This window comes from Autumnicola patrickiae (assembly GCF_031846525.1).
Classification (GTDB): domain Bacteria; phylum Bacteroidota; class Bacteroidia; order Flavobacteriales; family Flavobacteriaceae; genus Autumnicola; species Autumnicola patrickiae.
Window position 1 is genome coordinate 85751 of sequence record NZ_JAVRHM010000006.1, and the last position, 13216, is coordinate 98966.

A 13216-nucleotide genomic window follows, 5' to 3' on the forward strand; every position below is an offset into this window, starting at 1 on the left:
TTATAACTACTTCAAATGTTTCTGAAAAGAACTTCTTCTGCAGTCAATATTTGCACATTTTTTGAACCTGTAGTACAAAAAGTATATATGAACCCCACTTTAAAAACAGCTTTAAAAATTATTGGTGGTCTTGTGGCTGTAGTTGTGGTACTTTTATTTATTATGCGCTACAACACGAAGGCTCACAGTCCGGAAGATACAGTTCAGTTCGAAAGTGACGGACTAAAACTTGAAGTTTTATACAGCAGGCCTTACAAGAAGGACCGCGAAATTTTTGGCGCACTCGTTCCTTACGATGAAGTATGGCGTACAGGAGCTAATGAAGCTACTACTTTTGAAACTAATAAGGATATTCTGGTAGATGGCTCTCTCTTAAAAGCAGGGAAATACACCTTATGGACCATCCCGGGAGAAAAATCATGGAAAGTAATTTTTAATTCACAAATGTATCCCTGGGGAATTGATGTGGAGAAAAAAGCCTACCGCGATCCCGAATATGACACTCTCGTTATAGAAACAGCAGTAAATAAAATTGAAAATTATGTAGAGCAATTCACCATTTTCTTTGAAGAAATTAATGATTTGGTTTTTCTTTTCCTCAGTTGGGACGATACGAGCGTTTCATTACCTATTAAAGAAGCTGAAGGTTTAGAAATTCCTGAATAATCTCTTTCAAAAAAGAACCACTAATGCACGAATAAATTTAAGAAATTTGTGAATCGTAGTAGAAACTTCAGGTCTAAAATTGCCATTTTTTGTGCATGACCTTAAAATTGCACACCCTCATCCTGCTCTTCTTCAAAAAGAGGCACTAATCACGAATCAATTTTATAAAATATTAGGATATTCGTGGCAGAAAAACGTTTGAGACAAAAAATACCAAAGCTTTTAAAACAGCAAGGAGCGCCAAATGGCACTCCTTGTTGAAAATACACTTTTAAACCTATTCGTCCAGTAAAAGGTTTAGGGTTACATCTATATTATCCATCGTTGCTCTGGAATAAGGGCAAATTTCGTGCGCCTCATTTACCAGCTCTTCCCCTGTTTCTACTTCCACTCCCGGGATGTAGCAGTCCAGAATAACGGAAAGTTCCAGGTCCTCTTCTTCGGTTTTGCCAAGTTCTACTGTTGCCGTAACACTGTAATCACCAAGGTCTAATTTATGTTTTTTTGCCACAACTTCTAACGTGCTTCCAAAACAAGCCGAATAACCGGCTGCAAATAATTGTTCAGGATTGGAATATTCACCACCTTCTCCACCAAGCTCTTTCGGCATAGTTAATTTCATATCCAAAACTCCGTCTTCACTGGTAGTTTGACCGTTTCTACCTCCTGTTGTAGTAACTTCAGTTTTATATAATGTTTTCATTTCAATTCTGCTTTTATATTTATTTTCAGCTTCAATATACAAATAATATTGCCACATAGAATGATTTCCTAACTTTGTGAGAAACCGAAATCCTTGAGCAAGAATTCAGAAAAATCAGCTTTAAATGAATCCGGAAGTTATCCGGGTTCCAATAATATCAACCCGAATTCAGCTGAACGGATCAAGGCTTTCAGAAAAAATAAATCTTCAGAAAAAGAGCTGCTTCAGCAACTGCTGCAGGGAAATAAAACAGCACTTGGCAGGAGCATCACGCTGGTAGAAAGCAATCAGCAATCCCATCAGAAAAAAGCGGAATTTCTTGTGGAGGGCGCGCTTCCTCATGCTCATAAATCTATTCGTATTGGAATTACCGGCGTCCCGGGAGTGGGAAAAAGTACTTTTATTGAGAGCCTTGGAAGTTTTTTAATAAAGCAAGGCAAAAAAGTGGCTGTACTTGCCGTAGATCCTACCAGCACCGTTTCTAGGGGAAGCATTTTGGGCGATAAAACCCGAATGGAAAACCTGGTAACAGAAGAAAACGCTTTTATAAGACCTTCTCCCAGTGGCGATTCGCTAGGTGGCGTGGCCAGAAAAACGCGGGAAAGTATTGTTTTATGCGAAGCAGCCGGGTTTGATGTACTTCTTATAGAAACTGTGGGCGTAGGACAAAGCGAAACTACTGTTCACAGTATGACCGACTTTTTTTTACTGCTGAAACTGGCCGGGGCCGGGGACGAATTGCAGGGAATAAAACGCGGAATCATTGAAATGGCTGATGCTATCGTGATCAACAAAGCCGATGGGGAAAATGAAAAAGCGGCACGGGAAGCGCGCCTGGAATTCAAAAGAGCCCTGCACCTTTATCCGCCAAAAGAAAGCACCTGGGCCCCAAAAGTCCTTTTAAGCAGCGCCCTCTATAATACCGGCATCCATGAAGTCTGGGAAATGATAAGCGAATACCAGAATTTAGCTAAAGAGAATGGATATTTTACTCATCACCGGCAGGAACAAAATAAATTCTGGCTGCTGCAAACGATCAATGAACATCTCAAGAGCAACTTTTACAACGATCCCGAAATAAAAACCACTCTTGAAGAGCAGCTGAAAGCCATTGAAGAAAACGAAACTACTGCATTTGCCGCTGCAAAAGTTCTGCTAAACCTGGGCTAGGTTAAATTTTGAGAAAATGTACTGCAGTAACTTATAAAATAAATAACCTAGAATAGCACCTATTAATAATCCGGTAATTACATCTGCCGGATAATGTACTCCAAGGTAAATTCGGCTATACGAACTAAGAAGCGGCCAGAGAAGGATCAAATAAATCCCCTTTGGATAAATTCTCCTGAAAAGAAGGATCAAAAACATGGCGACTCCCATGGAGTTGGAGGCATGTGCAGAGAAGTAGCCAAACTTGCCACATCTTACCGCCACAAATCGTGCCTGTTCCATTACACCTTCCTGCCTGCAGGGTCTTAACCTTTCAAATCCATCTTTAAATACATTTGCCAGTTGATCTGTAGCGGTAATTAATAACGTAATCACCACCATGCTGGCAAGTGTTCCTTTCCACCCAAAGTTTCTAAAAATAAGGTACAGAAGAACCGCATAGAGCGGAATCCCCACAAACTTGTCACTTATTGCACGCCAGAATCCGTCCCAGACAGGACTTCCGAGGTTATTGAGAAATAAAAATAATTCGTGATCAAGTTCAATTAGTTCCTGCATATTATTCTTCGTATCGGCTTACTTCGCGGTCGTAAAATTTGCTAGCCTGGTCGATTAAACCTTCAGCTTCAGTAGTAAGTTCTTCTTCATCAGTAGCATCAAAATCTTCCAGCCACTCTACCTCATCATCTTGAAGATTGATAATGAAACGAGGAAATTCAGTATGAATTACAAAAATAGCATCGGGATAATCTGTATTATCGCCTAAAAGAAATTTAGGAAAGTCCATGTTTTTTACTTTTCAAGTTATATTAATTCCTGATGATTCAACTTCTTATTCAGGATTAATTTTTTGCTTAATAAATTAAAGCGAATATACAACATTAAGGCCGAAGCCGTTAAGCCGGCGAGCAGTCCCAGCCAGATTCCCATGCTTCCCAACTGATCTTCTTTCCCGAAGTACCAGGAAACGGGAAAACCGATGATCCAATATGCGATAAAGCAGATAACTGTAGGAATACGAACGTCCTGAAGCCCACGTAAAGCACCTAAAATCACTACCTGCAGCCCATCACTTAGCTGAAACAAAGCAGCAACTACGAGTAATTGTGCTGCCAGTAAAACAACTTCAGCATTATCTATATAAAATGTTGGTAAGATATCCTTGAGCGCAATAAAACCAATGGCAAATACGGCTTCAATTAAAAAAACCAGCAGAAAAGTTGAAAGTGCTATCCTCCTTAACTCTTTAAACTGACTCAAACCCTTCTGATTTCCTACTCTAATCGTTGCCGTAACGCCAAGGCCAACGGCAATCATGAACGTCATGGAAGCAAGGTTAAGCGCTATCTGGTTGGCAGCCTGCGGATTTGTACCTAAAGTCCCGGCAAGGAATACTGTGGCCGTAAAAATGGCAACTTCAAAGAGCATTTGCAAAGCCGTGGGGAAACCCAAAGCAAGCAGGCGCCTGAAAATGGCAGTTTTCAGGAACTCCTTTTTTGTCCATTTAAAATACTCAGCGAACTTCTTCTTTTTCCGCAGGATTACCCAGATAAACCACAACATAAAAAACCTGGAAATAAGGGTGCCGATTGCAGCACCTTCCAGCTCCAACCTTGGGAAAATCCATATTCCGTAAATAAAAAAATAATTGAAAATGATATTTACCACATTGGCAAGCAACGTAGCGTACATTGCGTACTTGGTTTGTGAAAGTCCGTCGGCAAACTGCTTAAACGCCTGGAAGATCATTAAAGGCAGCATCGAAAAAGCCACAATTTCGAGGTACGGAATTGCCAAATCCACCACTTCGGGTGGCTGATCCAGGTAGTACAAAATGGGTTTAGAAAGGAGCAGCACCAAAAAGAGCAAAATTCCGTTTATTCCGCATAGAATGATTCCGTGATGAAAATAATTCCGACCCTTTTCGATATCCCCGGCACCATCGGCCTCTGCAATAAGCGGAGTGATGGCAAAAGAGAAGCCTATACCCAGAGAAAGTGCAATAAAAACAAGGCTGTTACCCAAAGAAACCGCTGCCAGTGGCGCCGGACCCAATTGGCCGATCATTATATTATCCACCAGACCCACCATCACATGCCCCAGCTGCCCGAGCATAACCGGAAAGGCAATTTGCAGGTTTTTTTTGAATTCGCTGGTATAATTTGAAAGGTTCAAGCCGAAAAATTTGTGTGCAAAGATAGCAGCTTTTTTCAGCTGAAAAGTGGGGAGGCTATTTATATTTATATTACTTCAAATCCCGAAGAAGCAGAAAAAATTAGGAGCCGAAAATGGCAATTTTCAACATTTGAGATACGATGTTAAAAGTACGAGATAGAAATTAACAAGAAGTCTTTCCTCTCTTCTCTCTTCTCTAAAAAGTTAAGCTTCAAAAATGGCAATTATCGTCCCCTTGCCCTAAAGAATGTATTTCTGTAATTTACAATTTTTCTTCTACGTCTGTATTTATTCTTTTTATTCCGTAGTTATCAATGAGGTACACCAAAGAAGCCATCGTTGCAGCGCCAAGTTCGAGTTCCCGTTTGTTCACATGTTCAAAAGTATCTGTTGCAGCGTGGTGATGGTCAAAATAGCGTTGAGAATCGGGGCGTAAGCCGGCAAGGACCACATCTCCTTGTTTTAATGGACCAACATCGGCTCCACTTCCGCCTAATTCAAAATAATGGATTAGATAAGGCTTAAAAAGTGCTTTCCAACTTTGTATTTGAGCAAATTGTGCCTCATCTGCATCAAAGGAAAAGCCTCTGGGGGTAAATCCTCCGGAATCGCTCTCCAGTGCAAAAATGTGTTTTTCATTTTTTGACTTGGCTACTTCAGCATATTTATTACCACCACGAAGTCCGTTTTCTTCATTCATAAAAAGCACTACTCTAATTGTCCTTTTCGGCTTATAACCCATCTCCTTAAAAAGCCTGAGCACTTCCATGGATTGTACCACCCCGGCACCATCATCATGGGCGCCGTCACCAATATCCCAGGAATCCAGATGGCCTCCAACGACCATAATTTCTTCGGGATGTTCACTTCCGGTAATTTCGCCAATCACATTATAAGATTGCACATCTTCGTGTTGTTCGGAATTGAGCTTAAAATATAGTTGAAGGTGCTTGTTCATTTTTAAGATTCCGCTTAAATAGGCCGCATCATTGGTACTGATTGCCGCTGCAGGAATCCTTTTTGAAACCGGAGTTTCGCCATAACTCATAGATCCTGTATGCGGATAATCGTCCATTTTTAAAGTCATTGAACGCACAATCACACCTACCGCTCCAAATTTACCGGCTTCTGCAGCCCCGGAATAGCGCTGATCCACACAACCACCGTAAGCTTCAAAAGTGCTTATTAAATCCGGTCGCATTGGTCGGTTAAAAAAGACAATTTTCCCTTTAATTTGTTCTTCTCCATACCGTTCCAGGTCTTCTATTCCCTGCACTTCGATCACCCGGGCTTTTGTACCGCTGGCAGGAGTTGAAACAGAACCTCCAAGAGCTGTTATGTTAACATTCCTGGTCGTGCCGGGGGAAGTTTCTACATAAGCAAATTCTTTTGATCCACGTGTCCATTTTGGAACCATCACCGGTTGCAGCCAGACTTTGTCCAATCCAAGACTCTCCAGTTCGGCCTTTGTATATTCCACAGCCTGCTGCGCCTGATAAGAACCTGATAACCTGCCTCCTATTTTATTGGATAGATGGTCCAGCCAATCATAACTTTTGCCGTGTAATAAGGACATGTCATAAATCTTCCGAAGCATTAAAGAGTCTTCTTGTTCATGATTATTTTGAGCAGTAACAGGATTAATTATCAGTAAACTTAAAACAGTAAAAAATATGTTCTTCATCTAAAATGGCGCTTTTTTAATTATTGAATAGCGAAAATAGGAAATTATTCTTTTTCCAGCTGTTGCCTGTAATCTTCCAGATTTTTTAAAAATTCCGGTGGCAGACTTGGCTCCTGAACATCTTCATACTTCAGAAGTTTATCCAGCATAATTTTAGCAACCAAATAACGTGCCGTTGGTTTGCTATCTGCAGGAATCACATACCAGGGCGCATTTTCCCGTGAAGTCTTATTCATCGCCTCTTCATAACAATTCCTGTATTTGTTCCATACCTTTCTTTCTTCAAGGTCGCCGGGAGAAAATTTCCAGTTTTTATTGGGCTTCCTCAATCTTCTTAAAAGCCTTTGCCGCTGTTCTTCTTTTGAAATATTCAGAAAAAATTTGAAAATAATAGTTCCATTTTGGGCAACATGTTCTTCAAAATTACGAATTGTTTTGTACCGTTCTTCCCAAAAATCCTTGTCTATATCATACACTGAATTAATACCCGGAAGGCGTTCTTTAAGAATATATTCGGGATGGACTTTAGTTATTAATACATTTTCGTAATGCGTACGATTAAAAACGCCAAATTTCCCCCTTTCGGGTAGTGCACAATAATGCCGCCATAAAAAATCATGTTTTAATTCTTTGGAAGTTGGTGTTTTAAAACTATGTACCACCACACCCCGGCTATTAAAGCCTTTAAAAACTTCGCGAATAAGGCTATCTTTACCAGAAGTGTCCATTCCCTGTAGGCATACCAGTACAGAATATTTGTTATGTGCATATAATTTATCCTGCCAGTCTGCCAATTTTCTCCTTGTCTGTTTAAGCTCTTTCTTAACCTCCTCCTCACCGGCTCCCATGTTTAGGGATGTAGGAAGTTTTTCCAGTTTTACGGGTTCTGTTATTTTTAATTTTTGCAGGTCTATTTCTTTCATTTTACAAATATTGGATTACCTAAATATACAATCTTTAAAAGACTAATTTTTTTTATCTTCGCTGCTAAACATTCGCAGCTTGAACAACGAAGAAAAAGAGGAGATCATCGGGAAGGTTAGTACGCTCTTAAAAGAGATTCCTTCTTCTATGGATATTGTGAGAAAAGGCCCTGGCAGAGATAGACGGTTTCGATATCTCGCTACTCATATGGTCGAAAAAGCAATAGAAAAAGATGCTTTAGTAATTTCTGAAAACCGCAAAGGAATTGCTATTCTTTTTAAAACAAGCAAGCAGGAAGAATCCTTCTGGAAAGATTTGTGGCCGGAATTAAAACTGGTTTGGAACGTTACGGGAATAGCGAATGCGTACCAGATTGTAAAAAACCAGAATTATATCAAAAAGCAGCGGCCACAGCAGGGCGAATATCTTTACTGCTGGTTTTGGGGCATCCTTTCTGATTCCCGCGGTGCTGATACACAGGTAGGAAAATCTATGAAAGATGAATTTTACCGCCAGGCAAGGGAATATAAAATTCCGTTATATGCCGAAACCAGGCATAGGAAAAATGCCCTGGTTTACCAGCGATTTGGGTTTGAACTTTTTCACACCTGGGACCACCCCAGCGGTGATACTATGTACTTCTTAAGATATGTTCCCGATAACGTTAAATCTACACCCGTAAGTTCTTAAAACTTACTGGCAAATAATTTTACATCTTCTGCTGTAACTTTTTCACCGCCCAGGATGATTAGCCGTTCTACAACGTTTCTAAGTTCCCGCACATTACCACGCCAGTCATATTCCTTGAGAATTTCCAGCGCTTCATCTGTAAACTCCTTTTTATTACTTCCGTGGTCACTGGCAATTTTTTCTGTAAAATGATCCACCAGCAACGGAATATCTTCTTTCCGGTCATTTAACGCAGGTACCTGGATGAGAATAACGGCAAGGCGGTGGTACAAATCTTCCCTGAAATTATTTTTCTCAATTTCTGCTTTCAGATCTTTATTGGTTGCAGCTACCACCCGCACATCTACTTTTATATCTTTGTCACTACCAACCCGGGAAATCCTATTTTCCTGAAGTGCCCTTAACACCTTTGCCTGGGCAGAAAGGCTCATATCCCCAATTTCATCCAGAAAAATAGTACCACCATTGGCAGCTTCAAATTTACCGGCCCTGTCTTTGTTGGCTGAAGTAAAAGCCCCTTTTACATGTCCAAAAAGCTCACTCTCAATTAATTCTGAAGGAATTGCAGCACAATTTACTTCTACCATTGGGTTTTTAGAGCGATCGCTTTTTTGATGCAGCCAGTGGGCAACCAATTCTTTTCCTGTACCGTTAGGTCCGGTGATTAGAACCCGCGCATCTGTATGTGCAACTTTTTCTATGAGCTCTTTTATCCGCACGATAGCTTCAGATTCACCAATCATTTCGTAGTTCTTACTCACCTTCTTCTTAAGACGGGAATTTTCTACCACAAGTTCTTTTCTATCCAGCGCATTACGAACGGTATTAAGAAGACGGTTTAAATCTGGCGGTTTGGAAATATAATCGAAAGCCCCCATTCTCATGGTATTTACCGCCGTATCTAGATCCCCATGCCCCGAAATCATGACGAAAGGAATTTCAGGTTTTAATTTTTTTGTAGCCTCCAGAACCTCAACCCCGTCCATTTTTGGCATTTTAATATCACAAAGGACCAGGTCGAAATCTTCATCTTTAATCTTCTCCATTCCTTCTAATCCATCTGCAGCCTCTTCTACTGAATAGTTTTTATTTTCTTCAGAAAGAATCTTTACAAGAACCCTTCTTATCGCTGCTTCGTCTTCTATTAATAAAATTTTCGCCATTACAGTATACTGAATTTTAATCCGCCTCGTGAGTAAAATGTGTTGGTGTCGTTGATCGTAAGGACATCATCCATATTCGAATCCCGAAAACGTATATCGTTAATTAAAGTGTAACCGGCATAAACATAAAATGATAAATGCTCGGTAAAATTATATTCATAACCCAAACCGCTTAGCAGAATTGTCATCGACATATTCTCTGCAATAGCGTCCCGGCTATGATTGTTCCTTGGTGTGACATCAAAATTTTCCTGTACATTTGCAAAAAAGCCATCCAGAGTGACAAAAGCCTGCAAAGTACTTTTTTCACTTATAGAATAACGCAGATTACTTTTTGGTACACCCACAGAATATGACCAGTCCGGACTAAATTCCTTATAATAATTTATTACTGGTAAAGGAAAAGGAAAACCTCTTGTAGTAGAGTAATTTACCCCCAGAATTAAACGCCAGGGCTTTTCAATTTCTTCGCCATTTTTTACTTTAATAAAGAATATTGCCCCGTCATAGATTAAATCATCATTAGCTATTATCCCCCGGGAAAAATTGGATGCTATTTTTAAACCTGTTTGTGCTCCAAACCTCCAGTCGTTTTTCATCTTAAAAGTATAAGCCAGACTGGCAGTAAAAGATTGGAATCTATCCAAATCTCCCGTCTCAAAAAGTTCCGGATCGTCGTACTTGAAATTTACATTCCTGTATTCTATCCCTGGAACAAGGTAAGACCCTTCTTTGTTAAGCTCTATAGGGTAATTAAAAAAGGTCCTGAACCTTCTAAAGGAGTTGTCAGACTCCCGCTGCGGAAAATAGGTATACTCTACTCTTGCCAGATCGGTGACCTGTGCTCCTGTTTGTCCAAAAAACAGCAGACCAAATACTAAAAAAAGAAATTTAATTGCTTTCTTCATTACCTGTAGGTTTGTTCTGTGGATAAAACATATGCACATCCCTTTGCGGAAAAGGAATAGTAATATTATTTAACCTAAATTTCTTATCAATATTGAACCTTAACGCACTTTTAACTTTAGGGTCTACAAAACTATCGGTAATATAAAAATGAAGTGCAAACATTAAAGCCGAATCACCAAAATCCTCAAAGAGAACAAAAGGTTCAGGCTTTTTTAATATTCCTTTTTGCTCCTTTGCGCATTCCAAAAGGACCTGTCTTACTTTTTCTGTATCGCTACCATAAGCCACCCCAACTTTTACTGCTTCCCGGGTTGTCTTATGGTTTTGTGTGTAATTATACAGCGTGTCACTAATAAATTTATGATTGGGAATTATCATAACTTTATCATCCCTGGTTAAAGCGCGGGTGGTCCTGAGCTTTATTTGAAAGACGCGACCGACACGGCCGTCCATCTCTATGACATCACCAACCAGAAGGGATTTATCTATAATTATAAATATACCCCCTATTATATCCTGAAATAATTCCTGAAGGGCAAGACCAAGACCAACAAACAGCACGGCAGAAGCAGTAAGGAGAAGAGTGATATCAATCCCCGCTGTACTTAGGGTGATAAGGATTACCGTAAGGTATACAATGTACTTAATAAATTTGAAGACGCTCACAAACTTCATCTGGTCCTCAACTATCAACTTGCTGCTAATAAATGACCGCAGTAAACGCAGTACAATACTGGTGATAATAAAAACAAAGATTACAAGCAGGACGAGACCTATAGTAATTTCTATAATAGAACCGTCTTTTACCTCATAGGAAATAAGGACATAATTCCATATATCTTTAATAGCCCCCCAGATATCCTGTTCGATTATTTCTGATATTTGTTCTCTTGTTCCTTCCTGCATTTTTAATATTTAAGCCATTTGTAAAGCTCCTTATAACTTGCTTTTTTACCATACATAAGGATCCCGACCCTGTAAATTTTGGCTGCAATCCAAACTACCGCAAAATTTGTGGCAAGTAAAATTGCTATTGAAATTGCCAATTCCCACCAGGGTACATCAAAAGGGATACGCATAAGCATCACAATTGGTGAAGTTAACGGAATCATAGAAAATATTGTGGAAACAGTACCATGAGGATTTTCTATAACTGCAAAGAACCCCACATAAATTCCCAGCATTAGCGGTAAAATTACCGGAAACATAAACTGCTGTGTATCGGTTTCACTATCTACAGCTGCTCCTATAGCAGCATAAATTGCACTGTATAGAAAATATCCGGCAATAAAATAAATCAGGAAGTAGATAAGAAGGCTTAGGATGGGAAGGTTAACCACATCCACTATCAGCTGCTGAATTTCAGGTTGGACCATCTGCTCCATTTGTGCTTGTGCGGGTGATTCTATAATAAAAGGATCTATACCAAAGAAGAGGGAAAGAACAGCAAGCAAAATACCTCCCACAATAACCCAAATTGAAAATTGTGTGATGCCAGCCAAAGAAGTACCTATTACTTTCCCCAACATTAGATGTATGGGTTTTACTGAAGATACTATAATTTCAATGATACGATTGGTTTTTTCTTCAATCACACTGCGCATCACCATATTTCCATAGATAATGATAAACATCATAAGCAAATAACCAGCTGCTGCACCAAAAAACATCTTAATATAATTAGACATTTTGGAGCTTCTTTCTCCTGAAAAATTCTGGATCTGCACATTTACCTGCGCCCTTGCAGCTTCTATCTGGGAGATATCTATCCCGCGATCCCGTAGTTCCTGATCTGTAAGTTTATCTGCTATTATCTTTTCTATATTTTGCAGCATCCCCATACCAGGCGATTCCTTACCATAGAAACGTACTGCCCCAGCTATGTTACTATCATCAATTTCTTCAGGAATATAAATTAATCCGTAATATTCCTGATCCAGGATCATATTTTTGGCTGCTTCAAGATCTTTGGAAGAATAATCCAAATATTGAACCTGCTCATCATCCTGAAATTCATTAATAAATTCCCCGCTTTTGTCATGGATCCCAATAATTCGTTGTTCACTGCTGTTGAGCATACTTAAATAGCCAATCAGCAGGATCATTCCTACCAGGATCAGCGGACTTAGAAAAGTCATTACAATAAATGTTCTGTTCCTGACCCGCGCGAGATATTCACGCTGAATAATAAGCTTCAGATTACGCATTCTGGGTAACTGTTTTAATAAAAATATCGTTTACTGAAGGTATCACTTCCACGAAGTGGTTAATTTTCCCTTTGGTAAGAAGGTATTGCAATAATTGATTTGGAGATTCTGAATCTTTTAACTGCACACTTACTTTAAGATCATCATTAATGCTTTTGAACTGTGCTTTTCCCAAGGTAAACTTCTCCTGAAGCTCTGCAAGTAAAGCAGCTTCATCTAAGGTCTCCACTCCAATTTCGTAAGTATTAGCCTTATACTCCTTCTTAATGTCTGATACCTTTCCATCGAGCAATTTATTAGATTTATTTATTAACGCCATATAATCACATAGCTCCTCGACACTTTCCATCCTGTGGGTTGAAAACAAAATAGTTGCCCCTTCTTCTTTTAGCTGAAGAATTTCCCGTTTTATTATTCCGGCATTTACGGGATCAAATCCACTGAAAGGTTCATCAAAAATCAACAATTTCGGGTTGTGCAGTACAGTAATAACAAATTGTACTTTTTGTGCCATTCCTTTGGATAACTCCTGAATCCTTTTATCCCACCATGAAGTGATTTCAAGTTTTTCAAACCAGAAATCGAGTCGTTTTTTTGCTTCAGCTTTAGATAAACCTTTTAACCTTGCAAGGTAAAGTGCCTGCTCCCCTACTTTCATAGATTTATAGAGTCCACGTTCCTCCGGAAGGTAACCTATATGCACGATATCATCTGGATGCAGCGGCTTTCCGTCCAGGTAAACCTTTCCTTCATCTGGCATTGTAATCTGATTGATAATCCTGAGAAGTGTGGTTTTTCCAGCTCCATTAGGTCCTAGAAGACCAAAGACACTTCCTCTTGGTATACTGATTGAAACATTATTAAGTGCAGTGAATTTCCCGAAGTGTTTGTAGATATTTTCGGCCACCAAAAGATTATCCATAGA

14 protein-coding genes are annotated in these 13216 nt (G+C 39.5%); 3 read left to right on the forward strand and 11 right to left on the reverse strand.

What is annotated here, in order from left to right; genetic code table 11:
- The first annotated feature begins 87 nt into the window (after positions 1-87).
- Positions 88-666, forward strand: a complete 579-nt coding sequence (locus RM549_RS06950; protein WP_311683129.1) for a DUF2911 domain-containing protein — start codon at positions 88-90, stop codon at positions 664-666.
- 277 nt (positions 667-943) lie between these two features.
- On the opposite strand, the gene RM549_RS06955 is transcribed toward RM549_RS06950, so the two are convergent.
- The gene (locus RM549_RS06955) at positions 944-1369 is read right to left on the reverse strand and encodes an organic hydroperoxide resistance protein (protein ID WP_311683132.1); all 426 of its coding nucleotides are present in this window, start codon (positions 1367-1369) and stop codon (positions 944-946) included.
- A gap of 93 nt (positions 1370-1462) precedes the next feature.
- Here RM549_RS06955 and meaB point away from each other — a divergent pair, with 93 nt between their 5' ends.
- Positions 1463-2539 (forward strand): methylmalonyl Co-A mutase-associated GTPase MeaB, encoded by a 1077-nt coding sequence (gene meaB, locus RM549_RS06960; protein ID WP_311683134.1) that lies wholly within the window; start codon positions 1463-1465, stop codon positions 2537-2539.
- On the opposite strand, the gene RM549_RS06965 is transcribed toward meaB, so the two are convergent.
- From RM549_RS06965 to RM549_RS06985, 5 genes are all read right to left on the reverse strand, one after another.
- Positions 2525-3097, reverse strand: a complete 573-nt coding sequence (locus RM549_RS06965; protein WP_311683136.1) for a phosphatase PAP2 family protein — start codon at positions 3095-3097, stop codon at positions 2525-2527. The two genes, meaB and RM549_RS06965, sit on opposite strands and share 15 nt — an antisense overlap.
- A 1-nt stretch (position 3098) precedes the next feature.
- Positions 3099-3326 carry a DUF8828 family protein gene (locus tag RM549_RS06970; RefSeq protein WP_311683138.1) on the reverse strand — a complete coding sequence of 76 codons (228 nt, stop codon included), beginning with the start codon at positions 3324-3326 and terminating at the stop codon, positions 3099-3101.
- A gap of 17 nt (positions 3327-3343) precedes the next feature.
- Positions 3344-4714, reverse strand: a complete 1371-nt coding sequence (locus RM549_RS06975; protein ID WP_311683140.1) for an MATE family efflux transporter — start codon at positions 4712-4714, stop codon at positions 3344-3346.
- 262 nt (positions 4715-4976) lie between these two features.
- Positions 4977-6398, reverse strand: coding sequence for a M20/M25/M40 family metallo-hydrolase (locus RM549_RS06980; RefSeq protein ID WP_311683142.1), 1422 nt, complete (start codon positions 6396-6398; stop codon positions 4977-4979).
- Positions 6399-6442: 44 nt separating this feature from the next.
- Positions 6443-7321: a PPK2 family polyphosphate kinase gene (locus tag RM549_RS06985; protein ID WP_311683145.1), complete on the reverse strand. Its 879-nt coding sequence runs from the start codon at positions 7319-7321 to the stop codon at positions 6443-6445.
- 79 nt (positions 7322-7400) lie between these two features.
- On the opposite strand from RM549_RS06985, the gene RM549_RS06990 reads away from it, so the two are divergent.
- Positions 7401-8012 (forward strand): hypothetical protein, encoded by a 612-nt coding sequence (locus RM549_RS06990; protein ID WP_311683147.1) that lies wholly within the window; start codon positions 7401-7403, stop codon positions 8010-8012.
- Here RM549_RS06990 and RM549_RS06995 read toward each other — a convergent pair.
- The 5 genes from RM549_RS06995 to RM549_RS07015 are packed head-to-tail and all read right to left on the reverse strand — an operon-like array spanning position 8009 to position 13213.
- Entirely contained in the window at positions 8009-9175 is a 1167-nt protein-coding gene (locus RM549_RS06995; protein ID WP_311683150.1) for a sigma-54-dependent transcriptional regulator, read from the reverse strand. The genes RM549_RS06990 and RM549_RS06995 overlap by 4 nt on opposite strands.
- The gene (locus RM549_RS07000) at positions 9175-10083 is read right to left on the reverse strand and encodes a DUF6268 family outer membrane beta-barrel protein (protein WP_311683152.1); all 909 of its coding nucleotides are present in this window, start codon (positions 10081-10083) and stop codon (positions 9175-9177) included. The genes RM549_RS06995 and RM549_RS07000 overlap by 1 nt, the downstream gene beginning before the upstream one ends.
- The gene (locus RM549_RS07005; RefSeq protein ID WP_311683154.1) at positions 10067-10990 is read right to left on the reverse strand and encodes a mechanosensitive ion channel family protein; all 924 of its coding nucleotides are present in this window, start codon (positions 10988-10990) and stop codon (positions 10067-10069) included. The genes RM549_RS07000 and RM549_RS07005 overlap by 17 nt, the downstream gene beginning before the upstream one ends.
- A gap of 2 nt (positions 10991-10992) precedes the next feature.
- The gene (locus tag RM549_RS07010; RefSeq protein WP_311683156.1) at positions 10993-12291 is read right to left on the reverse strand and encodes an ABC transporter permease; all 1299 of its coding nucleotides are present in this window, start codon (positions 12289-12291) and stop codon (positions 10993-10995) included.
- Positions 12284-13213 carry an ABC transporter ATP-binding protein gene (locus RM549_RS07015; RefSeq protein WP_311683311.1) on the reverse strand — a complete coding sequence of 310 codons (930 nt, stop codon included), beginning with the start codon at positions 13211-13213 and terminating at the stop codon, positions 12284-12286. Before RM549_RS07015 ends, RM549_RS07010 begins: the two co-directional genes overlap by 8 nt.
- Between the last annotated feature and the right edge of the window lie 3 nt (positions 13214-13216).

Bases quoted from the DNA above. Each gene is read 5' to 3' on its own strand.
- RM549_RS07010 (WP_311683156.1), bottom strand. From the start codon at position 12,291: ATGCGTAATCTGAAGCTTATTATTCAGCGTGAATATCTCGCGCGGGTC.
- RM549_RS07005 (WP_311683154.1), bottom strand. From the start codon at position 10,990: ATGCAGGAAGGAACAAGAGAACAAATATCAGAAATAATCGAACAGGAT.
- RM549_RS06995 (WP_311683150.1), bottom strand. From the start codon at position 9,175: ATGGCGAAAATTTTATTAATAGAAGACGAAGCAGCGATAAGAAGGGTT.
- RM549_RS07015 (WP_311683311.1), bottom strand. From the start codon at position 13,213: ATGGATAATCTTTTGGTGGCCGAAAATATCTACAAACACTTCGGGAAA.
- RM549_RS06985 (WP_311683145.1), bottom strand. From the start codon at position 7,321: ATGAAAGAAATAGACCTGCAAAAATTAAAAATAACAGAACCCGTAAAA.
- RM549_RS06955 (WP_311683132.1), bottom strand. From the start codon at position 1,369: ATGAAAACATTATATAAAACTGAAGTTACTACAACAGGAGGTAGAAAC.
- RM549_RS06950 (WP_311683129.1), top strand. From the start codon at position 88: ATGAACCCCACTTTAAAAACAGCTTTAAAAATTATTGGTGGTCTTGTG.
- RM549_RS06965 (WP_311683136.1), bottom strand. From the start codon at position 3,097: ATGCAGGAACTAATTGAACTTGATCACGAATTATTTTTATTTCTCAAT.
- RM549_RS06980 (WP_311683142.1), bottom strand. From the start codon at position 6,398: ATGAAGAACATATTTTTTACTGTTTTAAGTTTACTGATAATTAATCCT.
- RM549_RS06970 (WP_311683138.1), bottom strand. From the start codon at position 3,326: ATGGACTTTCCTAAATTTCTTTTAGGCGATAATACAGATTATCCCGAT.
- RM549_RS07000 (WP_311683152.1), bottom strand. From the start codon at position 10,083: ATGAAGAAAGCAATTAAATTTCTTTTTTTAGTATTTGGTCTGCTGTTT.